This is a genomic window from Streptomyces sp. 3N207 (assembly GCF_052246355.1).
Taxonomy (GTDB): domain Bacteria; phylum Actinomycetota; class Actinomycetes; order Streptomycetales; family Streptomycetaceae; genus Streptomyces.
In genome coordinates this window covers 1-21,985 of sequence record NZ_JBQQBV010000012.1, presented here as the reverse complement: position 1 = coordinate 21,985, position 21,985 = coordinate 1, and the positions used below count along the sequence as shown (strand labels likewise).

The 21,985-nt window shown below is 71.4% G+C and carries 16 protein-coding genes; 6 read left to right on the top strand and 10 right to left on the bottom strand.

The features are described 5' to 3' along the window. Nucleotides 1–44: 44 nt before the first annotated feature. Nucleotides 45–2,495, top strand: coding sequence for an ATP-binding SpoIIE family protein phosphatase (locus ACTWP9_RS19595; protein WP_443247519.1), 2,451 nt, complete (start codon nt 45–47; stop codon nt 2,493–2,495). Between the two features lie 47 nt (nt 2,496–2,542). Here the strand turns inward: ACTWP9_RS19595 and ACTWP9_RS19590 are convergent, their stop codons facing one another. Next, complete coding sequence (locus ACTWP9_RS19590) at nt 2,543–3,139, bottom strand: SseB family protein (RefSeq protein ID WP_443247518.1); 597 nt, start codon at nt 3,137–3,139, stop codon at nt 2,543–2,545. A gap of 118 nt (nt 3,140–3,257) precedes the next feature. On the opposite strand from ACTWP9_RS19590, the gene ACTWP9_RS19585 reads away from it, so the two are divergent. The 3 genes from ACTWP9_RS19585 (at nt 3,258) to ACTWP9_RS19575 (ending at nt 6,864) form a co-directional block, all read left to right on the top strand. Beyond that, the gene (locus ACTWP9_RS19585) at nt 3,258–5,084 is read left to right on the top strand and encodes an acyl-CoA dehydrogenase (protein WP_443247517.1); all 1,827 of its coding nucleotides are present in this window, start codon (nt 3,258–3,260) and stop codon (nt 5,082–5,084) included. Nucleotides 5,085–5,205: 121 nt separating this feature from the next. Then, the gene (locus tag ACTWP9_RS19580) at nt 5,206–6,504 is read left to right on the top strand and encodes a M18 family aminopeptidase (protein WP_443247516.1); all 1,299 of its coding nucleotides are present in this window, start codon (nt 5,206–5,208) and stop codon (nt 6,502–6,504) included. 132 nt (nt 6,505–6,636) lie between these two features. Beyond that, nucleotides 6,637–6,864 (top strand): hypothetical protein, encoded by a 228-nt coding sequence (locus ACTWP9_RS19575; RefSeq protein WP_443247515.1) that lies wholly within the window; start codon nt 6,637–6,639, stop codon nt 6,862–6,864. 10 nt (nt 6,865–6,874) lie between these two features. On the opposite strand, the gene ACTWP9_RS19570 is transcribed toward ACTWP9_RS19575, so the two are convergent. Together ACTWP9_RS19570 and ACTWP9_RS19565 are read right to left on the bottom strand one after the other, a co-directional pair. Next, nucleotides 6,875–8,728 carry an NHL domain-containing thioredoxin family protein gene (locus ACTWP9_RS19570; RefSeq protein WP_443247514.1) on the bottom strand — a complete coding sequence of 618 codons (1,854 nt, stop codon included), beginning with the start codon at nt 8,726–8,728 and terminating at the stop codon, nt 6,875–6,877. A 69-nt stretch (nt 8,729–8,797) separates the two neighbouring features. Then, on the bottom strand, nt 8,798–9,595 hold the full coding sequence (locus tag ACTWP9_RS19565; protein WP_443247513.1) for a carbon-nitrogen family hydrolase: 798 nt from the start codon (nt 9,593–9,595) through the stop codon (nt 8,798–8,800). A gap of 154 nt (nt 9,596–9,749) precedes the next feature. On the opposite strand from ACTWP9_RS19565, the gene ACTWP9_RS19560 reads away from it, so the two are divergent. Further along, nucleotides 9,750–10,583 carry a maleylpyruvate isomerase family mycothiol-dependent enzyme gene (locus ACTWP9_RS19560; RefSeq protein WP_443247512.1) on the top strand — a complete coding sequence of 278 codons (834 nt, stop codon included), beginning with the start codon at nt 9,750–9,752 and terminating at the stop codon, nt 10,581–10,583. A 193-nt stretch (nt 10,584–10,776) separates the two neighbouring features. Here ACTWP9_RS19560 and ACTWP9_RS19555 read toward each other — a convergent pair whose 3' ends face one another. The 7 genes from ACTWP9_RS19555 to ACTWP9_RS19525 all read right to left on the bottom strand — a co-directional run bounded on the left by ACTWP9_RS19555 (nt 10,777) and on the right by ACTWP9_RS19525 (nt 20,540). Beyond that, on the bottom strand, nt 10,777–12,105 hold the full coding sequence (locus ACTWP9_RS19555; RefSeq protein ID WP_443247511.1) for an MFS transporter: 1,329 nt from the start codon (nt 12,103–12,105) through the stop codon (nt 10,777–10,779). After that, a complete protein-coding gene (locus ACTWP9_RS19550; RefSeq protein WP_443247510.1) occupies nt 12,102–12,836 on the bottom strand; it encodes a GntR family transcriptional regulator in 735 nt (244 codons plus the stop codon). Before ACTWP9_RS19550 ends, ACTWP9_RS19555 begins: the two co-directional genes overlap by 4 nt. Before the next feature lie 198 nt (nt 12,837–13,034). Continuing rightward, nucleotides 13,035–14,531, bottom strand: a complete 1,497-nt coding sequence (locus ACTWP9_RS19545) for a dihydrolipoamide acetyltransferase family protein (RefSeq protein ID WP_443247509.1) — start codon at nt 14,529–14,531, stop codon at nt 13,035–13,037. A gap of 15 nt (nt 14,532–14,546) precedes the next feature. Then, entirely contained in the window at nt 14,547–15,554 is a 1,008-nt protein-coding gene (locus ACTWP9_RS19540; RefSeq protein WP_443247508.1) for an alpha-ketoacid dehydrogenase subunit beta, read from the bottom strand. Next, a complete protein-coding gene (gene pdhA / locus ACTWP9_RS19535; RefSeq protein ID WP_443247507.1) occupies nt 15,554–17,032 on the bottom strand; it encodes a pyruvate dehydrogenase (acetyl-transferring) E1 component subunit alpha in 1,479 nt (492 codons plus the stop codon). Before pdhA ends, ACTWP9_RS19540 begins: the two co-directional genes overlap by 1 nt. A gap of 495 nt (nt 17,033–17,527) precedes the next feature. Then, on the bottom strand, nt 17,528–18,637 hold the full coding sequence (locus ACTWP9_RS19530; RefSeq protein ID WP_443247506.1) for a phosphotransferase: 1,110 nt from the start codon (nt 18,635–18,637) through the stop codon (nt 17,528–17,530). A 289-nt stretch (nt 18,638–18,926) separates the two neighbouring features. Continuing rightward, nucleotides 18,927–20,540 (bottom strand): protein kinase domain-containing protein, encoded by a 1,614-nt coding sequence (locus ACTWP9_RS19525; RefSeq protein ID WP_443247505.1) that lies wholly within the window; start codon nt 20,538–20,540, stop codon nt 18,927–18,929. A 369-nt stretch (nt 20,541–20,909) separates the two neighbouring features. Between ACTWP9_RS19525 and ACTWP9_RS19520 the strand changes: the two genes are divergently transcribed. Further along, the coding region (locus ACTWP9_RS19520) for a protein kinase domain-containing protein (RefSeq protein ID WP_443247504.1) at nt 20,910–21,985 on the top strand (1,076 nt) is incomplete at its 3' end.

Sequence of the window (21,985 nt, the reverse complement as noted above, 5' to 3'; positions counted from 1 at the left end):
GCCCCCGTTTCCACAACCCCGAGAACTCCGCATAAAGTGGTGCAATGCGCACCGATGACGCCCTGGCTGCGCTGGGCGCCGGGCTCTGGACCTGGGACAACGCCACGGGTCTGGTGACGCTGGACTCCCGTGCGGCCCGCCTCCTGGGCGTCGCCGTCGAGCCCTCGGATGCGCATACGGACACCCACATCACGCTCTCCGGCAGCGCGGTCCGCTCCCGGCTGCACGCCGTCGACTACGTCGGCTTCCAGGGCATCGTCACCCTGGCCCTCGCCGAGGACACCACGGCCGAGGCACTGCTGCGGGTGGTGGACGCGGACGGGCAGGTGGAGCGGACCGTACGCGTCGTCGTACGCCCGGTACCTGCCACCCCGGGAGGCCCCGCCGCCCGGGACGCGACCGCGCGGGGCGAAGCGGTGCCCGAGTCCACCGCAGCCCTCACCGGGCTGCTCTACGAGGTGCCCGAACCGGAGGCGGCGGCCCCCCGCCAGGCCGCCGGCGGCGCCACCCGGTCCGGCGACCGGCAGCGACCGGGCCCCCGGGCCCGCGGAGGCCGCGGCCCAGGCCGTGCCCCGGCCACCCCCGCCGCCGCCCGGGCCACCCGCGACCGGAGGGCGGGGGCGGGCGAGTGGGACTGGCGGCGCAACCGGGAGGCGTTCCTGCTGGACACCGGGCGGGCGCTGGCCGAGGCGTACACCACGGCAGACGTGCTGCGGGTGGCCTCGTCGCTGGCCATGCCCGGCTTCTCGCCCGAGGCGCTGGCCGTCTTCGTCGTCAGCGGCGACCAGCTCACCGTCTACGGCGCATCCCCCGGCGCCCCGGCCCGGCCCGGCCACCCCTATGTGCCCGGCGGTGGCTACGGGCCGCGCGGCAGCGGCTCCCAGCTGCACCTCGCGGACGAGGACCCGGCAGCCGAGGCGGTACGCACCGGCCGCGCGCTGTATCTGCACAGCCCCGAGGAGTACGCGGACCGTTTCCCCGCCGCGCGCCCCGCCGAGACGCAGCCGGGCAACGCCGCGTGGGCGTTTCTGCCGCTGACCGTCGCGGGGCGTGCCATCGGCGCGTGGATGGCGGCCTTCGCGCGGCCCGTTGCCTTCACCCCGGACGAGCGCGCCGTGCTGACGACGGTGGCGCGGATGCTGGGGCAGTCGCTCTCCCGGGCCATGCTGAACGAGTCGGAACGCGAGCTGTCGGCCCGGCTCCAGCGGGTGATGCGGCCCGCGCACAGCCCGGCGGTCCCCGGCATGGACCTGGCGGCCCGGTACGTACCGACCGGCGGGGGCCTGCAGATCGGCGGCGACTGGTACGACGTCATCCCGCTGCCCTCGGGGCGTACCGCGCTGGTCATCGGCGACGTCCAGGGCCACGACGTACGGGCCGCGGGGATCATGGGCCAGCTGCGGGTGGCGGTGCGCGCCTACGCCTCCGAGGGGCACCACCCGGACGCGGTGCTCTCCCGCGCCTCCCGCTTCCTGTACGAGATGAGCGCCGCCGAACGCCTCAACGCACCGCCGCCCACCGCGCCGGCCGAGGGGACCCCGGACCTCTCACCACTGGCCGGGACGCTCGGCGAGGACCTCGACCACCCCGAGCCGCGCTTCGCCACCTGCCTCTATGTCGAGGTGGACCCGGAGACCGGCGCCCTGGACGTGGCCCGCGCCGGGCACCCGGACCCGGCGGTGCAGCTGCCGGACGGCCCCCTGCTGGTCCGCGCCACCGCGGGCGGCCTTCCGCTGGGGATCGACCCCGACTCGGACTATCCCGTCACGCGGCTGGTGCTGGAGCCCGGCGAGCGGCTGCTGATGTGCACCGACGGACTGATCGAGACGGGCGGGCACGACCTGGAGACGGGGTGGGCGCGGATCAGCGCGGTGGTCGAGGAGCTGGTCGACCGGGCCGGGCCGCAGATCGGCGGGGGACCGGCGCTGGAGCAGGTGGCCGACGCGCTCGTACGGGCGGTGCAGGGCGGCTTGGCCGGCACGGCCGGCACCCCGGCGGGCCCGCTCGCCGACCGGCGCGAGGACGACATCGCCCTGCTGCTGCTCGCCCGCAGCGCCAGGGGAGTGGGGCCCCCGGAGGCGGGCGTGCCGGTCGCCATCCGGCGTACGGTGCTGACCGTCGCCCAGGCCCAGCCGGACCGGATCGCCGTCGCTCGCCACCAGCTCCACGACCTGCTGCACGACTGGCCCGACCCGGACCAGGTGGACGGGGCCGTGCTGATGCTCTCGGAGATGCTGACGAACGTGCTGGTGCACACGGACGGGGACGCGGTCCTCGTCGCGGAGATCACCGTGCCGCGGGGGAACGAGGCCGCGGGGCGCACGCTGCGGGTCAACGTCTCGGACTCCAGCGACGAGCTGCCGCACCGCCGCAGCCCCGGTGAACTGGCCTCCTCCGGGCGGGGGTTGATGCTGCTGGGCATGCTCGCGGACCACTGGGGCGTGGACCCGCGCGGCGAGGGCAAGTGCATCTGGTTCGAGATCCACGAACACTGACGCGACGCCCGGTGGTGCGCCGCACTTCGCAGTGGCCCGGCGGGAACTCAGCCGTACATACGCCGCATCGCGAAGTCCACCATCTCCTCGACCGCCTTGGCGTCGAAGACCACCCGGTGCTCGCCCTCCATGTCGAGCACGAAGCCGTATCCCGACGGCAGCAGGTCGAGGACCTCGGCGCCGGTGATGACGAAGTACTTCGACTCCTTGCCCGCGTAGGAGCGCAGCTCCTTGAGCGTGCTGAACATGGGGATGACGGGCTGCTGGGTGTTGTGCAGCGCGAGGAATCCGGGGGTGTCGCCGCGCGGGCAGTACACCTTCGAGGTGGAGAAGATGCCCTGGAAGTCCTCGGCGCCCATCGAGCCCGTGGTGAAGGCGCGGATCGCCTCCTGGAGGGAGGGCGGCGACGGCTCGGGGTACAGCGGCTGCTGCGGCCCCGGCTGGCCGTACGGTGGGGCCTGCTGCTGCGCTCCGTACGGAGGCGGGGGCGCCTGGTGGCCCTGCTGACCGGGGTGCGAAGCATGCCCGGCGTGCTGATAGCCGTGCGTGCCGTGACCCTGTCCGGGCTGCGGCCCATGGCCCTGTCCGGGCTGCGGTCCGTGGCCCTGTCCGGGCGGAGCACCGGTCTGGTCGTAACCGTACATAGCTAAAGAGAGTAACGAGTCACAGAAGGGCGGCGAGGGGTTGCTTCTTATTACCGACGGGTAGCATCATCTGTGGAACTACCGACAAGTACGAGCGAGCCACTACGGAGCCGTCGCCATGGGGCATTACAAGTCGAATCTCCGCGACATCGAGTTCAACCTCTTCGAGGTGCTCGGGCGCGACACGGTGTACGGCACCGGACCGTTCGCGGAGATGGACGTCGAGACCGCCAAGAACGTGCTGTCCGAGATCGCGCGGCTGGCCGAGAACGAGCTGGCCGCCTCGTTCGAGGACGGTGACCGCAATCCGCCGGTCTTCGACCCGGACACCAACACCGCACCGGTGCCCGAGACCTTCAGGAAGAGCTACCAGGCGTACATGGACGCCGAGTGGTGGCGGCTGGGCATCCCGGAGGAGATCGGCGGCACGACCGCTCCGCGCTCGCTGCTGTGGGGCTTCGCCGAGACGATCCTGGGCTCCAACCCGGCCGTGTGGATGTACGCCTCGGGCCCCGCCTTCGCGGGCGTCCTGCACGAGGAGGGCACCGAGGAGCAGCGCAAGATCGCGCAGCTGATGGCCGAGAAGCAGTGGGGCTCCACCATGGTGCTCACCGAGCCGGACGCCGGCTCGGACGTGGGCGCGGGCCGCACCAAGGCCACCCAGCAGGCCGACGGCACCTGGCACATCGAGGGCGTGAAGCGCTTCATCACCTCCGGTGAGCACGACATGTCCGAGAACATCGTGCACTTCGTCCTCGCCCGCCCCGAGGGCCACGGCCCGGGCACCAAGGGGCTGTCGCTGTTCATCGTCCCCAAGTACGACTTCGACTGGGAGACCGGCGAGCTGGGCGAGCGCAACGGCGTCTACGCCACCAACGTCGAGCACAAGATGGGTCTGAAGGTCTCCAACACCTGCGAGATGACCTTCGGTGCCAACGCGCCTGCCAAGGGCTGGCTGCTGGGCGAGAAGCACGACGGCATCCGCCAGATGTTCAAGATCATCGAGTTCGCCCGGATGATGGTCGGCACCAAGGCCATCGCCACCCTCTCCACCGGCTACCTCAACGCCCTGGAGTACGCCAAGGAGCGGGTGCAGGGCGCCGACCTGGCGCAGTTCACCGACAAGACCGCGCCGCGCGTCACCATCACCCACCACCCCGACGTACGCCGCGCGCTGCTGACGCAGAAGGCGTACGCCGAGGGCATGCGCTCCCTCGTCCTCTACACCGCCGCGGTGCAGGACGAGATCCTGGTCAAGGAGCACAGCGGCGAGGACGCCGACGCCGCGCGCCGCCTCAACGACCTGCTGCTGCCGATCGTGAAGGGCTACGGCTCCGAGAAGTCCTACGAGCAGCTGGCGCAGTCCCTCCAGACCCTGGGCGGCTCCGGCTATCTGCAGGAGTACCCGATCGAGCAGTACATCCGGGACGCCAAGATCGACACCCTCTACGAGGGCACCACCGCCATCCAGGGCCAGGACTTCTTCTTCCGCAAGGTCGTCCGCGACCAGGGGCAGGCGCTCACCGCGCTGTCCGAGGAGATCAAGAAGTTCCTCGCCGAGGCCCAGGGCGGCGAGGAGCTGGCCGGCTCCCGCGACCAGCTCGCCAAGGCCGCCGTCGAGCTGGAGGCCATCGTCGGCACCATGCTCACCGACCTGGCCGCCACCGAGAAGGACGTCAAGTCCATCTACAAGGTGGGCCTCAACACCACCCGCTTCCTGATGGCCGCGGGCGATGTCGTCATCGGCTACCTGCTGCTGCGCGGCGCCGCCGTGGCCGCCGAGAAGCTGGCGGGCGCCTCCGCGAAGGACACCTCCTTCTACCAGGGCAAGATCGCCGCGGCGAAGTTCTTCGCCGCGAACATGCTGCCGCAGGTCGCCGTCCAGCGCGAGCTGGCCGACGCGGTGGACCTCTCGGTGATGGAGCTCGACGAGAACGCGTTCTGAGCCTCCTTCGGCTCCTCTCGGCTCCGCGCCCCGCTCCGCCCCATGGGAGCGGGGCGCTCCCGTTGTGTGGGTACGCCCGCACCGGCCGAGGGCGCCGCCAGGGGCACCGTAAGGTGGGGCCATGAGCACTGCCACGCCGTTCGACCGTGGTCACACCGACGGTCTGCTGAGCTTTCTCGCCGCGAGCCCCTCCCCGTACCACGCGGTGGCGAACGCGGCCGCACGGCTGGAGAAGGCCGGCTTCCGGCAGGTGCTGGAGGCCGAGGCGTGGGACACGGCACCCGGCGGCAAGTACGTGCTGCGCGGCGGCGCGCTCATCGCCTGGTACGTCCCCGAGAACGCCACACCCGCCACCTCCTTCCGGATCGTCGGCGCCCACACCGACTCGCCCAACCTGCGGGTCAAGCCCGTCCCCGACACCGGCGCACACGGTTGGCGGCAGGTCGCCGTCGAGATCTACGGCGGCGCCCTCCTCAACACCTGGCTCGACCGTGACCTGGGCATCAGCGGCCGGCTGACGCTGCGCGACCGCTCCACCCACCTGGTGAACGTGGACCGCGCCGTGCTGCGCGTACCGCAGCTGGCCATCCACCTGGACCGGCAGGTCAACGACGGCCTCAAGCTGAACCGCCAGCGCCATATGACCCCGGTCTGGGGGCTCGGCCAGCCGCGCGAGGGCGATCTGCTGCGCTTCCTCGCCGAGGAGAGCGGGCTGCCCGCCGACGAGATCACCGGCTGGGACCTGATGACGCACAGCGTCGAACCCCCCGCCTACCTGGGGCGCGACCGCGAACTGGTCGCGGGCCCGCGGTTGGACAATCTGCTGTCGGTGCACGCGGGCGTCGCGGCACTGACCGCCGTCGCGGCACGCGGCGCCGAGACGCAGCCCGGCACGATCCCGGTGCTGGCCGCCTTCGACCACGAGGAGAACGGCAGCCAGTCCGACACCGGCGCCGAAGGCCCGCTGCTGGGTTCGGTGCTGGAGCGCTCGGTCTTCGCCCGCGGCGGCTCGTACGAGGACCGGGCGCGGGCCTGGGCGGGCACCGTCTGTCTCTCCTCCGACACCGGCCACGCCGTGCACCCCAACTACCCCGAGCGGCACGAGCCGGGCCACCATCCGCTGCCCAACGGCGGCCCGATCCTCAAGGTCAACGTCAACCAGCGTTACTCCACCGACGGCAGCGGTCGCGCCCTGTTCGCCGCGGCCTGCGAGCGCGCAGACGTGCCCTGGCAGAGCTTCGTCTCCAACAACGACGTGCCCTGCGGGACCACCATCGGCCCCATCACCGCGGCCCGGCACGGGATCAGCACCGTCGACATCGGCGTGGCGATCCTCTCCATGCACTCCGCGCGGGAGCTGTGCGGCGCCGACGACCCCGCCCTGCTGGCCAACTGCCTCACGGCGTTCCTGGTCGAGTGACCGACGGACCGGCCTGCACCGTCTGCCGAATACGCCCTGATTGCCTGCCTTTGAGCCGGGTACTCGCGCCCGGTAAGTGAACGGCTCGCCCACAGAGCCGGTTCGGCTCAACCGAGCTTGGAGGCATCACTCGTGGGCATCATCATCTGCATCGGCATGATGGCCGTGGGGGCAATCCTGACGCTGGCCGTCGACCTCGACCTCAGCGGTATCAACATCGACCTGATGGGCATCGTTCTGCTGATCGTCGGCACCATCGGTCTGTGCACGTACATCAGCATCCTCAAGCGTCGCCGCGTCGAACCCCCGGCTCCCGGCGCACCGGTGGTCGAGGAGTACAACAGGCACCACTGGGAGTGAGCCGCTCCCGTCAGCTCCCGGAATCCGCAGCCATCCCCGCCAGCACCAGCGGCAGCCGGTCGACGCCCTGCGCGCTCAGCCGCACCGGAACTCCCCAGTCCTGCTGGTGCATATGGCAGGCGGGGTACTCGCCCTCCTCGTCACAGGAGGCGGCCATCGCGGAGACGTGCAGCACGCCCTCGGTCCCTTCGTCACCGGTCAGCCGCACCTCGCGGTGCAGCTCGGTGCCCGTCCCCTCGCCCGCGGCGAGCAGTCCGGGCGGGGTCGAGCTGACGACCAGCCGCGTCGCGGGGCCGTAGCGGGAGTCGAGCTTCTGCCCGGGCGGCGGCTGGAAGACGACATCGAGCCGGAGCGCGCCCGGCGCCACCTCGGTGGCCGCCCGCTGCGTTCGGTGCGCCACCGCCTCGACCCGTACGGCGTCCTCGGGCAGCCGCAGCCTGGTCAGCCGGTGCCGCGCCGACTCCACGACGACGATCTCCGGAGCGCCGTCCGCACCGTCGGGGGCCAGCACGGCACCCGACGGCTCGCGCAGGTCCGTGGCCAGCGTGCTCACTTCCCCCACCTCGCCGGTGGCCGGGTCGTAGCGGCGCAGCGCGTGGTTGTACGTGTCGCAGACGGCGACCGATCCGTCGGGCAGCGCCGTGACGCCCAGCGGATGCTGGAACAGGGCCTGACCGGCCGGGCCGTCCCGGTGGCCGAAGTCGAACAGGCCGGTGCCGACGGCGGTCCGTACGACGAAGTCCTCCCCCGCCTGCTCCACCCGGCGCAGGGCGCTGGTCTCCGAGTCGGCCACCCACAGCCGGGTGCCGTCCGCCGCGACGGCGAGCCCGGACGGCTGGGCGAACCACGCCTCGGCGGCGGGCCCGTCCACCAGGCCCTCGTTCGTCGTACCCGCCGCGACGGTCACGGTGCCGCTCACCGGGTCGTACGTCCACAACTGGTGCACCCCGGCCATCGCGATCCACGCCTGTCCCGCGAACCACGCCACGTCCCACGGCGAGGAGAGCGCCACCTCGCGCGCGGGACCGCTCGTGGGGGCGCCCTGCCACCACTGCGCACCGGTCCCTGCGACGGTCACCACCGCGCCGGTGGCCGGATCGAGGCGGCGCAGCGCGTGGTTGACGGTGTCCGCAACCAGCACCCCGCCGTCCGGCAGCAGCGCCAGCCCCTGCGGCTCGTTGAACCGCGCGGTGTCCGCCGCGCCGTCCACCAGCCCTCGTTCACCGGCACCGATCCGCCGCAGCACCGTCTCCCCGTCCGCGGCCAGCTCCACCAGTTGGTGCCGCGTGGTGTCCGAGACGAGGAACGTGCCCTCCGGCAGCGCCAGCACCTTCCCCGGGAAGCGCAGTTCACCGGCGACCGGCTCCGGCGCGCTGAACGGCGCCTCTCCCCGCCGCAGCGTCCCCTTCTCCTCGTGCTCCGCCTCCAGCTGACCGACCAGCTTCTCGATCGCGTGCACATGCCCCTCACCGGCGTGCTGCGCGACCACGTACCCCTCCGGGTCGATCACCACCAGCGTCGGCCAGGCCCGCACCGCGTACTGCTTCCACGTCGCCAGCTCGGGGTCGTCCAGCACCGGGTGCGCCACCCCGTACCGCTCCACCGCGTCCACCACGGCGGTGTGCTCGGCCTCATGCACGAACTTCGGCGAGTGCACCCCGATCACGACCACCGTGTCCTGGTGCCGCTCCTCCAGCTCCCGCAACTCGTCGATGACATGCAGGCAGTTGATGCAGCAGAAGGTCCAGAAGTCGAGCACCACGATCCGGCCCCGGAGCCCGGCCAGGTCGAGCTCCTCGCCTCCGGTGTTGATCCAGGACCGTCCATGCAGCTCAGGGGCGCGGACGCGGGCACGATTGGTCATGCCGTCCAGGGTGCCACTCCGGCTTTCCGGACGGCGGAGGGGCCCCGAGGGTCGATGGGGTCAGCGGGCTCAGAGCACCCGGTCCTTGAGAACGGGGAACGTCTCGCGGACCTTGTCGATCTGGGAGAGGTCGAGCTCGGCGGTGACCGTGGTCTCCTCGGTGCCGTCGGCCTCCGCGAGGATGGTGCCCCAGGGGTCGATGACGGCGCTGCGGCCGGCCTGGGCGACGCCCGCGTGGCTGCCCGCTGTGCCGCAGGCGAGGACGAAGCACTGGTTCTCCACGGCGCGGGTGCGGGCGAAGAGCGTCCAGTGGTCGGCACGCTTGGCGGGCCAGCCGGCCGGGACGACCAGCACCCGGGCGCCGTCGGGTTCGGCGTCGATCAGGGCCCGGAAGAGTTCGGGGAAGCGCAGGTCGTAGCAGGTGGCCAGGCCGAGCGTGGCCTGCGGGTGGGACACCGTGACGGGGGTGGAGCCCGCGGACATCAAGATGGCCTCGCCCCGGTCGAAGCCGAAACGGTGGATCTTGCGGTAGGTGGCGGCGAGTTCGCCGGTGGGGGAGAAGACCAGGGAGGTGTTGTAGAGGGCGCCGCCCTCGGGGGCCTTCTCGACGATGGAGCCCGCGTGCAGCCAGACGCCCGCGTCCCGCGCCGCCGCCGACATGGCGAGCGCCGTCGGGCCGGTGGCCGGGTCCGCGTCCTCGGCCTCCGCGGCGAAGCGCTCGTACGCGAAGGCGCCGACGGGCCACAGCTCGGGCAGTACCACCAGGTCGGCACCGGCTTGTTCGCGTACGAGGGAAGACACCCGCTCCCGCCGGGAATCGACCGACTCATCCGGGTCTACGTGAATCTGCAAGAGGGAAGCGCGCACCGTACCACCGTCCATGCGATCGAGGGGGTCGATTGGGCCTAGCATCGTCCCAAAAGCACTGCCGGGGTGCCCGGGCGCAGCGTAACTTGAGAGCACCCAGCACAGCACCCTGCCCTGTCCAGACCGCGAACGAACCGCAACGCCGAGGGGTCCCGTGACCGACCACCCAAGCCTTCAGCCCTACGTTGACGCCTGGACGCAGTCCATGGAAGCCATATCCGAGCTGGTCACTCCGCTCGTGGAAGGGGAGTGGAACGGGCGGACCGAATGCCCGGGGTGGTCGGTCCGCGATGTGGTCTCCCACATCCTCGGCATCGAGTGCGAGTTGCTGGGAGACCCCAGGCCCATCCACTCGCTCCCGCGCGACATCTACCACGTCCGCGACGAGGTCAGCCGGCATATGGAGGTGCAGGTGGATGTGCGGCGCCACCACACCGGGCCGGAGATGACCAGCGAGTTCGAGTACACCCTCATCCGCCGCTCGCGGCAGCTGCGGAACGAGAAGCGGGGCCCTGACGTCGAGGTCAACAATGTGCTGCCGTTCGGCCCGCGCAAGCTGCCCCTGGAGCGGCAGTTGATGCTGCGCGCCTTCGATGTGTGGGTGCACGAGCAGGATCTGCGGCGTGCACTGGACAAGCCGGGGAACCTGGACTCCCCGGGTGCGCACGTGGCGCGGGACGAGTTCCTCTCCCGGCTGCCGAAGGTCGTCGCCCAGGATGCGGGGGCACCGCCGAACTGCGCCGTGGTCTTCGATGTGAGCGGGCCCGTGGAATTCATGCGGACGGTACGGGTGGACCCGGCCGGCAACGGCACCGTGGACGGCAGCGTCTCGCTGGGACCCGCCGCCACCCTCGCGATGGACTGGGAGACCTACTCCCGGCTCGCCGCGGGCCGGGTACGGCCGGAGGCTGTCGCGGAGCACGTGAAGGTTGACGGGGACGCGGATTTGGCTGCCGCCATCCTGAAGCATTTTTCGGTTACGCCGTGAGGGGGGACGCGCCCCGAAGGGGCGCGGGGAACTGCTCCCCCAGCCTCCGGCCGGGTGGTGCCCCCACCAGCCACAGCTGACCCGCAGTCGGCGGAAGCCGGGCAGGGGCTGCCCCTGTCCCGCCGTCGCGGCCTGACGGAGCGTTGGGGTTGCGCGCGCAGTTCCCCGCGCCCCTTACGGGGCGAGCGGCGCCTCACACGGGCACGTGGACAGCCTCGACGCGGCTGGCCACGACACGTTCCCGTTCCCGGCGCACCGCGCGCCCCCGCAGCCGGGCGAACTGCACCAGGCCCAGCGCCTGGAGGACGAACACGCAGGCGAAGGCGATCCGGAAGTTGCCGCCCGTCAGGTCGAGCAGTACGCCGACAGCGAACAGCGTCGTCATCGAAGCGGTGAAGCCGCCCATGTTGACGATGCCGGAGGCGGTGCCGTGCCGTTCGGGCGGGTTGGCGGGGCGGGCGAAGTCGAAGCCGATCATCGAGCCGGGCCCGCACGCGCCGAGCACGACGCACAGCAGTACCAGCAGCCACATCGGCGCCTGCCCCGGCCAGGCGAGGGTCGCCGCCCACGCGGCCGCGGTGGCGGACACGGTGCCGAGCACCAGGGGGGTGCGGGCGGCGTGGTGGCGGGCGATGACCTGCCCGTACACCAGCCCGCAGCACATGTTGGAGACCACCACCAGAGTCAGCAACTCGCCCGCCGTGCTCTTGCCCAGCCCCTGGGCCTCCACCAGGAACGGCATGCCCCACAGCAGCAGGAAGACCATCCCCGGGAACTGGCAGGTGAAGTGCACCCACATACCGGCCCGGGTGCCCGGCTCCCGCCATGCGGCGCCGATCTGCCGCCGGATGTAGCCCGTACCCGGGCCGTGGCCGCTGTCGCCGCCCTTGGTGACGGACGGCGGCTCGTGCCCCTCCGGCTGGTCCCGCAGAAAGAAGAGCACCAGCAACAGGATCACGAACCCGCCCGCCGCGCTCCCTGCGAAGGTCGGCGTCCAGCCGAACGTCTCCAGTACCCGGGCGAGCACCAGCGTGGTGACGAGGTTCCCGGACATCCCGATCAACGCGGCGACCTGCGCGATCATCGGCCCCCGGCGCGCGGGGAACCAGCGTGCGCCCAGCCGCAGTACGGCGATGAACGTCATCGCGTCACCGCAGCCCAGCAGCGCGCGGAAGGCCAGCGCCGTGCCGTACGCGGAGGACAGCGCGAAGCCGAACTGGCCCGCGGTGAACAGCAGGATGCCCAGCAGCAGGACACGGCGCGTCCCCCAGCGGTCCACCAGCAGGCCCACGGGTATCTGCATCCCCGCGTACACCAGCAGCTGGAGGATCGAGAAGCTGGAGAGCGCAGAGGCGTTGATGTCGAAGCGGTGGGCGGCGTCGATGCCCGCGACGCCGAGGCTGGTGCGGAAGGTGATGGCGACGAAGTAGACCGCGACGCCGATCCCCCACACCCACAGCGCACGGGGGCCGCCCGGCGGGTCGCCGGGCAGCCGGAGGTCTGCGGAGGGCGCCGCACTCATCGCGGATCACCGTGCCGGCGGATGTCGTTGTCCCCGGGGACGGCCTCGCGGAGGTCCTCACCGCGCACCAGGTGGCGTACGCGGCTCACATGCTGGTGCACCGCGAGTGCCGCGGCCTCGCTGTCCCCCTCGCGCAGGGTGCGCAGAATGTCGGCGTGCTCGGTGATGTTCTTCGCCACCCGGTCCGGGTGCGCATGCATCACGGCGACGCCCATCCGCAGTTGGCGGTCCCGGAGCTGGTCGTAGAGGCGGGTGAGGATCTGGTTGCCCGTGGCCTCGACGATGGTGGCGTGAAAGCAGCGGTCGGCGGCGGAGACGGCGGCCAGGTCGCCTGCCTCCGCGTGCGCGATCTGCTCGGCCAGGGTCTCCTCCAGCCGGTCGACCAGCGCCTGCGACACCGGGACCGCGCGGCGCACCGCGTGCTGCTCCACCAGCAGGCGGGTCTCCACGACGTCCTCGATCTCCTGCGCGGAGACCGGCAGCACCAGCGCGCCCTTCTTCGGGTACAGCCGGATGAGGCCCTCGACCTCCAGGCGGAGCAGTCCCTCACGTACGGGGGTGCGCGAGACCCCCACAGCCGCTGCGAGTTCACCTTCGGTGAGGAGCAGACCGCCTTCGTACCGCCGCTCCAGCACCGCCTGCTTGACGTGGGCGTACACCCGCTCAGCAGCAGGCGGTTGCCGCCGGGCCTCTTTGAGGGCTTGCGCTGTGACGGGTGTGGGGGAAGCCATGTGCACACCATAGATACAACATGCATACGTGAGGGATGGCTTCCGCCATGTGGACACGGACGTTGTGGTTGAGGGCTCCTTCAATACCGCCGGACCCTCGCCTCGGTGGTTGCTCGCGTACCGGCGGACAAAAGTTCAGGGGCTCCGCCCCTGAGACCCCCGAGGGGGTGTGGGGCGGAGCCCGAGGAGGTGCGGGGCTCAGCCCCAGGTCATCAACCGCTTGGGGCGTTCCAGCACTGCCGCGATGTCGGCCAAAACCTTGGAGCCGAGTTCGCCGTCGACCAGGCGATGGTCGAAGGAGAGCGCCAGCGTGGTGACGTGGCGCGGCTTGACCTTGCCCTTGTGCACCCAGGGCTGTTCGCGGACCTGGCCGAAGGCCAGAATGGCGGACTCGCCGGGGTTGAGGATCGGCGTACCGGTGTCCACACCGAAGACGCCGACGTTGGTGATCGTCACCGTGCCCCCGCTCATCGCGGCGGGACTGGTCCTGCCCTCGCGGGCGGTGGCGACCAGCTCACCCAGCGCGGACGCCAGTTCGGGCAGGGTCTTGTCCTGCGCGTCCTTGATGTTGGGGACGATCAGCCCACGAGGGGTGGCCGCCGCGATGCCCAGATTCACATAGTGCTTGCGGACGATCTCCTGACGTTCCTCGTCCCAGGCGGAGTTGACCTCCGGGTTGCGCCGGATGGCCAGCAGGAACGCCTTCGCGACGAACAGCAGCGGATTGACGCGGACGCCCGCCATGTCCGGGTCCTGCTTGAGCTCCGAGACGAGCTTCATCGTCCGGGTGACGTCCACGGTCACGAACTCGGTGACGTGCGGCGCCGTGAACGCGCTGTCCACCATCGCCTGCGCGGTGGCCTTCCGTACCCCCTTGACGGGGATACGGGTCTCCCTGACGCCGGGAGCCGCGACGGCGGGTTCCGCCGCCGGGGCCGCCGCGGGCTCCGCGGCGGCGGGGGTGGGCTCGGGGGCCGCTGCCGCGTGTACGTCGTCGCGGGTGATGATCCCGTCCGGGCCGGTCGGGGTGACCGTGCTCAGATCGACGCCGAGGTCCTTGGCGAGCTTGCGTACCGGGGGCTTGGCCAGCGGACGCACCGCGCCATGCCCGTTGCTGCCCGGCGCCGGAACGACGGGCTCCGCAGCGCGGGCCGGCGCCTCCGCGGGACCGGGCACCGGCTTGCGCGGGCGCCGCTTGGTGGAGCTGGTGCCGACGCCGTAGCCGACCAGCACGGGCTGCCGCCCCTCCGGCTCGGCGTCTCCCTCGGCCTCTCCCTCGGCCTCTCCCTCAGCTGCGGCCTCCGCTTCGGCGGCCTCCGTGGCGGCGGACGCCGCCTCCTGGGCGACCTCGGCCGCCGCCCCGGCGCCTGTCTCCATCGCGGGCTGGGCCGCGGAGGCGGCGCCGGTGCCGGTGGCCGGGGCGCCGGTGTCGACGGTGATGATCGGGGTGCCGACGTCGACCGTCGTACCCTCCGCGAACCGCAGCTCGTGCACGAGCCCGTTGAACGGGATGGGCAGTTCGACGGCGGCCTTGGCCGTCTCCACCTCGCAGACGACCTGCCCGTCGGTGACGGTGTCGCCGGGCTGTACGTACCACTTGAGGATCTCGGCTTCCGTCAGCCCTTCGCCCACGTCGGGCATCTTGAACTCACGGATACCGGCGGCCGTCTGTCCGGTCTGTGCGCTGTTGGTCATCGTCACGGCTCTCCCTCAGTACGCCAGCGCGCGGTCGACGGCATCGAGCACCCGGTCCAGGTTCGGCAGGTACTCGTCCTCCAGCCGGGCCGGTGGGTACGGCGCGTGGAACCCGCCGACGCGCAGCACCGGTGCTTCCAGATGGTAGAAGCACCGCTCGGTGATGCGGGCTGCGATCTCCGCTCCGGTGCCGAGGAAGACCGGGGCCTCGTGGACGAGTACCAGGCGGCGGGTCTTCTCCACGGAGCGCTGCAAGGTGTCGAAGTCGATCGGGGACATCGAGCGCAGGTCCACGACCTCCAGCGAGTTGCCCTCCTCCTCGGCGGCGGCTGCCGCCTCCAGGCAGACCTTCACCATCGGTCCGTACGCGGCGAGCGTCGCCGCGCTGCCCTGGCGGGCGATCTTCGCCGAGTGCAGCGGGGCCGGGATGGCGGAGGGATCGACCTCGCCCTTGTCCCAGTAGCGCCGCTTCGGCTCGAAGAAGATCACCGGATCGTCGCTCTCGATGGCCTGCTGCATCATCCAGTAGGCGTCCGCCGCATTCGAGGGCGAGACACACTTGAGCCCCGCGACGTGCGCGAACAGCGCTTCCGGGGACTCGCTGTGGTGCTCGACGGCGCCGATGCCACCGCCGTAGGGGATACGGATGACGACCGGCAGCTTGATCTTGCCGAGGGCCCGCGCGTGCATCTTGGCGAGCTGGGTGACGATCTGGTCGTAGGCGGGGAAGACGAAGCCGTCGAACTGGATCTCGACGACCGGACGGTAGCCGCGCAGCGCCAGCCCGATCGCCGTACCGACGATGCCGGACTCGGCGAGCGGGGTGTCGATGACGCGGTCCTCACCGAAGTCCTTCTGCAGGCCGTCGGTGACCCGGAAGACGCCGCCGAGCTTGCCGACGTCCTCGCCCATGATCAGGACCTTGGGGTCGTTCTCCATCGCCGTACGCAGCGAGAGGTTGATCGCCTTGGCGACGGGAAGCTTCTGGACGGCCGTCGCGGGGGCCGTGCCGGTGGCGGCCATCAGCGGCCCTCCTCGTGCGAGTCGGAGTCGGCGAACGAGGCGAGATACGTGGCGAACTGGGCGCGCTCCTCGTCGACCAGCGCGTGTCCGTCCGCGTAGACGTTCTCGAAGATCGCCATGGTGTCGGGGTCGGGCATCGTACGGATCGCCTCACGCACGTGCTGCCCCATCGCCTCGCTCTCCTCGTCGATACGGGCGAAGAAGGCGTCGTCGGCCAGGTTCGCGTTCTCCAGATAGCTGCGGAGCCGCCGGATCGGGTCCTTGGCCTCCCAGGCCGAGCGCTCCTCGTCGGTGCGGTAGCGCGTGGGGTCGTCGGAGGTGGTGTGGGCGCCCATCCGGTAGGTGAACGCCTCGATCAGCATCGGGCCCTCGCCCGCGCGGGCCCGCTCGACGGCGGCCTTGGTCACCGCGAGGCAGGCCAGCACGTCGTTGCCGTCCACCCGGACGCCGGGGAAGCCGAAGCCCTGGGCGCGCTGGAAGATCGGCACCCGGGACTGGCGCTCGGTGGGCTCGGAGATCGCCCACTGGTTGTTCTGGCAGAAGAAGACGACCGGCGCGTTGTAGACGGCCGAGAACGTGAACGCCTCGGCGACGTCGCCCTGGCTGGAGGCACCGTCACCGAAGTAGGCGATCACCGCCGAGTCGGCGCCGTCCTTGGCCACGCCCATCGCGTACCCGGTGGCGTGCAGCACCTGGGAGCCGATCACGATCGTGTAGAGGTGGAAGTTGTTGCTGTTGGGGTCCCAGCCGCCGTTGTTCACCCCGCGGAACATGCCCAGCAGCATCGTCGGGTCCACGTCGCGGCACCAGGCGACACCGTGCTCGCGGTACGTGGGGAAGACGTAGTCGTCCGGGCGCAGCGCGCGGCCGGAGCCGATCTGCGCCGCCTCCTGGCCGAGCAGCGAGGCCCACAGCCCCAGCTCGCCCTGCCGCTGGAGCGAGGTGGCCTCGGCGTCGAAGCGCCGGGTCAGCACCATGTCGCGGTAGAGGCCCTGGATCTCCTCGGCGCTCAGATCGACGTCGTACTCCGGGTGGCTGACGCGCTCGCCCTCTGGCGTCAGCAGCTGGACCAGTTCCGGCTCGGACTGCCCGGAACCGCCCGCACGGGCCCGGGAGCCTGCGCGGGTACGGGGCTTCGCCGGGGTCTTCGCGGCGGCCTTGCTCTTTGCCGGGGCCTTGCTCTTCGCGGGGGCGTTCGGGGCGGCCTTAGGGGCGGCCTTCGCGGTGCTCTTGGCCGCGGGCTTCCGGGCGCTCTTTGCCGGGGTCTTTGCCGGGGTCTTCGCCGAGCTCTTCGTCGCGGTCTTCCGGGGTTTTCCCCCAGCCTCCGGTCGGGAGGTACCAGAGGCGGCTGCACCCTCGGGGGCCTCCGCCGTGCCGTTCCCGGCGGCCTTGCCGTTACGGGCGGCCTGGGTGGCGCGCTTTCCTCCGGTGCCGCTGCGGCGCGCGGTGCTCCGCGCTGCAGTGCTCTCCACGGTCACGTGTGCTCCTCCGTCTGTCCGGCCGCCGGGATTGCCGGTGACCTGGGGCTCCCCCGCCCACTGGCGGGGGGAGGCTCGCCCGGTCCCGTGCGGCGCACGGGGTGGGAGCGTCGCGATCGGCACCGGGTGGTGACTGCTGTCCCGGTCGCGGCCCGCTGTCCCGACCCCGGTCGGGACGCCCCAGCCATGGCTGGCAACTCCATAGACGCACGAGGCGGCCCTGACCTGCAACTTTGCTCGGATATCCAAGTAAGAACGAGGAAATCCAAGCAGTTGTGCGAGAAGTCGGGACATCACTGGTCACGGCCTCGCGAGCCGCGGACACCCGCACGGTAACCCGGGGTGCGGGAGCCCGGGAAGAGTGAAGGGCGGATCAGTATGTGAGACCGAGCAGGCGCCCGAAAATATACCGATCCGGATATGTCTGGCCGACGATCACGAGCGGCGGAACGCTCTTTCCGGCGCAACGGTGCGCCCGCAGCGACCACGCTCGGCTCAGTCGCAGAAGGCGGAGCGTACTGCCTCGTAGTGGCCGCTCCACCACACGACCAGCGACGCCGCAGCGGGGAACTGCGGATCGGCCCGTGCATCGCGCAGCTGATAGCGCCAGCGCAGCATCCAGAAGTCGTTCAGCCGCTCCCACCACACCCGGTGCACGGCGGCGGCCAGCTCCTCACGGGAAGCGCCCGCACCACCCCGGTACGCGCGGGCGAAGGCCCGCACCTTGCGCAGGTCGAGCGTGCCGCCGGGGCGCAGGAAGAAGATCGCCGCGCCGCGCACCGCCTCCTCGGCCCGTGGCTGCACCCCCAGCCGGTCCCAGTCCAGGATCGCCACCGGCCGGGGGCTGCGGCCCGCGGGCGCGTACAGCAGATTCAGCGGGTGGAAGTCCCCGTGCACCCAGCCGGTGAACCGCACCGGAACCGCACCGGGCCGCTCCCCCGCGTACCGGCGCAGCAGCTCACGGCGCTCGGTGAGCCGGTGCTCGGCCAGCTCGTCGAAGCTGTCCCGGTTGCGGCGGGCCCTGATCCGCTCCAGCAGCGCGCCGATCATGTCGTACGTCGCAGCCGGGTCGGCGCTCTCGTGGCCGGGCTCGTGGCCGAGCTCGTGGCCGCTCTCGTGATCGCCCTCGTGGCCGGGATCGGGGCCGCTCTCGTGGTCGGGCTGCTCCGGCCGCGCCTCGCGTATCACCCGGGCCAGCCGGACGTGGACCCGCCCCAGCAGGGCGCCCAGCTCCTGGGACTGCCCCGCGGTCAGCTCGCTGCCGTGCCGGTGGGTGCCCTCGATCCACGGGTGCAGCGCGAAGCACCGTCCCTCGGCAACGATGACGGTACGGCCGTCGGCCCCCGCCACCACCGGTACGACGGGCAGTCCCACCGTCCCCAGCCGGGCGGTCGCCCTGTGCTGGCGTTCGATCCGGCCGAGGGAGGCCCGGCCGTCGAGGTGGTGTTTGAGGAAGTAGCAGCCGCGCGTGGTCGTCAGCCGGTAGCCGCGGTTGAGCAGTCCGTGCGAGACCGGCGTGCACGAGAGGGGCTCCCCGGCACCGTCGTACTGCCGCAACAGAGAGTGGAGCGTGCCCTCCGTGAGGGCGGGCGTAGACGGCTGCACGGCCGCATCGTAGAGGTCCGCGAGGGCTCGGCGCCGCCTCGTCAACCGGGTGTGGACAACGGGTCAACGCGCGGCTGACGGCACGGCCCGCCGCGGAGGGCCTGGGACGGCTTACGAGGGTGCTTCAGGCGGCTGTCCCCGGAGTCCGAAGGCAGTCACGAAGACAGTCGCAGAGGCAGTCGCGCAGACAGTCACGAGGCAGTCGCGAAGGCAGTCGCGAAGGCAGTCGCGCAGACAGCCACGAGGCAGTCACGAAGGCTTCGCCCCAGGAGACCGCGGCCCCGAGGGGTTACTCCTCCGTGCCGGCGACGGCGCCCGAGTCGGCCGACCCCGCGTCGCTGCCCTGGGTGTCGCCGCCCTCGGTGGGGGTCGGCGTCGTGGTCTTGGTCGGCTTGCCGCCGCCACCGCCGTTGCCCGAACCACCGTCGGCGCTGCCCGTCTCACTCGGGTCACCGGTCTGGGAGGGCTGCGTCTGACTCGGGTCGCCGGTCTGGGACGGCGTCGGCTCGGACGGCTGGCCGCTCGGGGTCGCCTCACCGGTGCCCTCCGAGGTGCCCGGCTGGTCGTCGTCGTTCTCCGTCGGGGAGGGAGACGGCTTCTTGGAGGGCTTGTGGGACTTCGAGTGGGAGGTGCTCGGCTTGACGTTGTTCGGCTTGTTGCCCGGGTCGTTGTTGGCGTTGAGGGCGAAGATGATGCCGCCCGCTATGGCGATCAACGCCAGGAGGGCGAACAGCGTGAACCGGACGCCCTTGCCGCCACCGCCGCTGCCGCGCCCCCGCCCACGCCGGGAACCGCCGTCGAAGCCGCCGTCGTCGTCCCGGGGGCCCGCCAGCAGCGGGGCGCCCATCTGGGAGGTGTCGGAGTGCGAGGGGTGCGGGCGCGCGCCGGCGCCCGGGACACCCATGGCCGGGGTGGAGGCCCCGAGGTGCGCCGTCGGGCCGGTGTTCCACAGGCCGCCGGTGTGGCTGCCCTGTTCGTGCAGCATCTGCAGCCCGTACTGCGTCAGCCCGCGCATCTCCTCGGCCGTCTGGAACCGGTCGTCCGGATCCTTGGCCAACGCCCGCATCACCAGGCCGTCCAGCTCCGGCGGCGCGCCGTCCGAGACCTCGGACGGCGGCACCGGAACGTCCTGGACGTGCTGGTAGACGACCGACAGCGGCGTCTCACCCGTGAACGGCGGACGGCGCGTCAGCAGCTCGTACAGCAGACAGCCGGTGGCATACAGGTCGGAGCGGGTGTCGACGGTCTTGCCGAGCGCCTGCTCGGGGGAGAGGTACTGCGGGGTGCCCATCACCATGCCGGTCTGGGTCATGGTGTTGGACGCGCCGTGCAGGGCGCGGGCGATACCGAAGTCCATCACCTTGACCGCGCCGTCCCGCGTGATGATCACGTTCGCGGGCTTGATGTCGCGGTGCACGATGCCGTGTTGGTGGCTGTAGGCCAGCGCGTCCAGCACCCCGGAGACGATGATCAACGCCTGGTCCGCCGGCGGCGCGTCGGCGTTCAGCAGCAGATCGCGGATCGTGCTGCCCTCGACGAGCTCCATCACGATGTACGGCGTGACATTGCCGCCGATGAACTCCTCGCCGGAGTCGTAGACCGCGACCACGGAGTGGTGGTTGAGGCCCGCGACGGACTGGGCCTCGCGCGTGAAGCGCGCCTTGGAGATGGGGTCCTCGGCCAGGTCCGAGCGCAGCAGCTTGACCGCGACCGTACGGCCGAGGCGCAGGTCCTCGGCGCCGAAGACCTCGGCCATGCCACCACGGCCGAGGCGGTGTGTCAGGCGGTATCTGCCGTCGCCGACCAGGCCGTTGTTGCCCCACAATTCCGGCGAATCGGGCAGGGAGCCGCCGCCCGTCGCGTCGGGGTCCGAAGGGCCCCCGGCGGCTTGCGTCTGTGCCATCAGTCCTCGCCGTTGATTCGAATCCGCGGGCTTGCGCGCGGTGGATACTCCCCACAAGGAGGCTACAGGCACGCGGGGTGTGGAATGGGTGGGACGGAATACCGAAGCCAAGGAGTGGTCATCCAACAAGCTGAGACGCCACCCCGCAAGTCGGTCCCACCGACCCAGCGCACACCTGCGCGAACGCACCCTCTACGCTCGTGGGACCGTCCGGGGCGCCGCTCGCGAAGGGCGTATGCGCATTCGGTCACGGAACGGGCAACGAACTTGACGTGACCGAGCCCCCGGGCAAACTTGGGCCAGTATCAGGGTCAAGGATCACTCAACGTACCTGCACGGGGGCAGCGCCGCCGAGGGGGAAGCAGTCAGATGAGCGACGACGGCGCACAGGCGGCCGGCAACTACTTGGGCCGCATGGTCGGCGGCGGGCGTTTCCAGCTCCGTTCACTGCTGGGCGCCGGCGGGATGGCTTCGGTCTATCTCGCCTACGACTCCGTGCTTGACCGCCAGGTCGCGGTCAAGACACTGCACACCGAACTCGGCCGGGAACAGTCCTTCCGCGAACGGTTCCGCCGCGAGGCGCAGTCCGTCGCGAAGCTGACGCACACCAACATCGTCTCGGTCTTCGACTCCGGCGAGGACGAGATCGACGGCGCGATGGTGCCGTACATCGTCATGGAGTACGTCGAGGGCAAGCCGCTGCGCACGGTCCTGGACGAGGACATCGCCCAGTTCGGCGCGATGCCCGCCGAGAAGGCGCTGAAGATCACCGGCGACGTACTGGCTGCCCTCGAGGTCAGCCACGAGATGGGCCTCGTACACCGGGACATCAAGCCCGGGAACGTGATGCTCACCAAGCGCGGTGTGGTCAAAGTCATGGACTTCGGCATCGCGCGCGCCATGCAGTCCGGTGTGACATCCATGACACAGACCGGCATGGTCGTCGGCACCCCGCAGTACCTCTCGCCGGAACAGGCCCTCGGCCGCGGGGTGGACGCCCGCTCCGACCTGTACTCGGTCGGCATCATGCTCTTCGAGCTGCTCACCGGGCGGCTGCCGTTCGACGCCGACTCGCCGCTGGCCATCGCCTACGCGCACGTCCAGGAGGAGCCGCCGTCGCCCTCCTCCATCAACCAGTCCATCCCCCCGGCGGTGGACGCGATGGTCGCCCGCACGCTGAAGAAGAACCCCAACGAGCGCTTCCCGTCCGCCGAGGCGATGCACGACGAGTGCAACCGCATAGGCGGTTCCGGCGTCGCCTCCGGCGCCTCGCCGATCATCATCAGCGGCGGCCCGCCCGCCAACAGCGGCGCGGGCGTCGGACAGGCCGTCTTCCCGCCGGTCGACGCGAACTCCCAGCCGCAGCACGGCGGGGTGCAGACGCCTTACCAGCCGCAGGGGCAGCCGGGGCCGTACAACAGCGGGGGGTTCGGCCCCTCCACCCC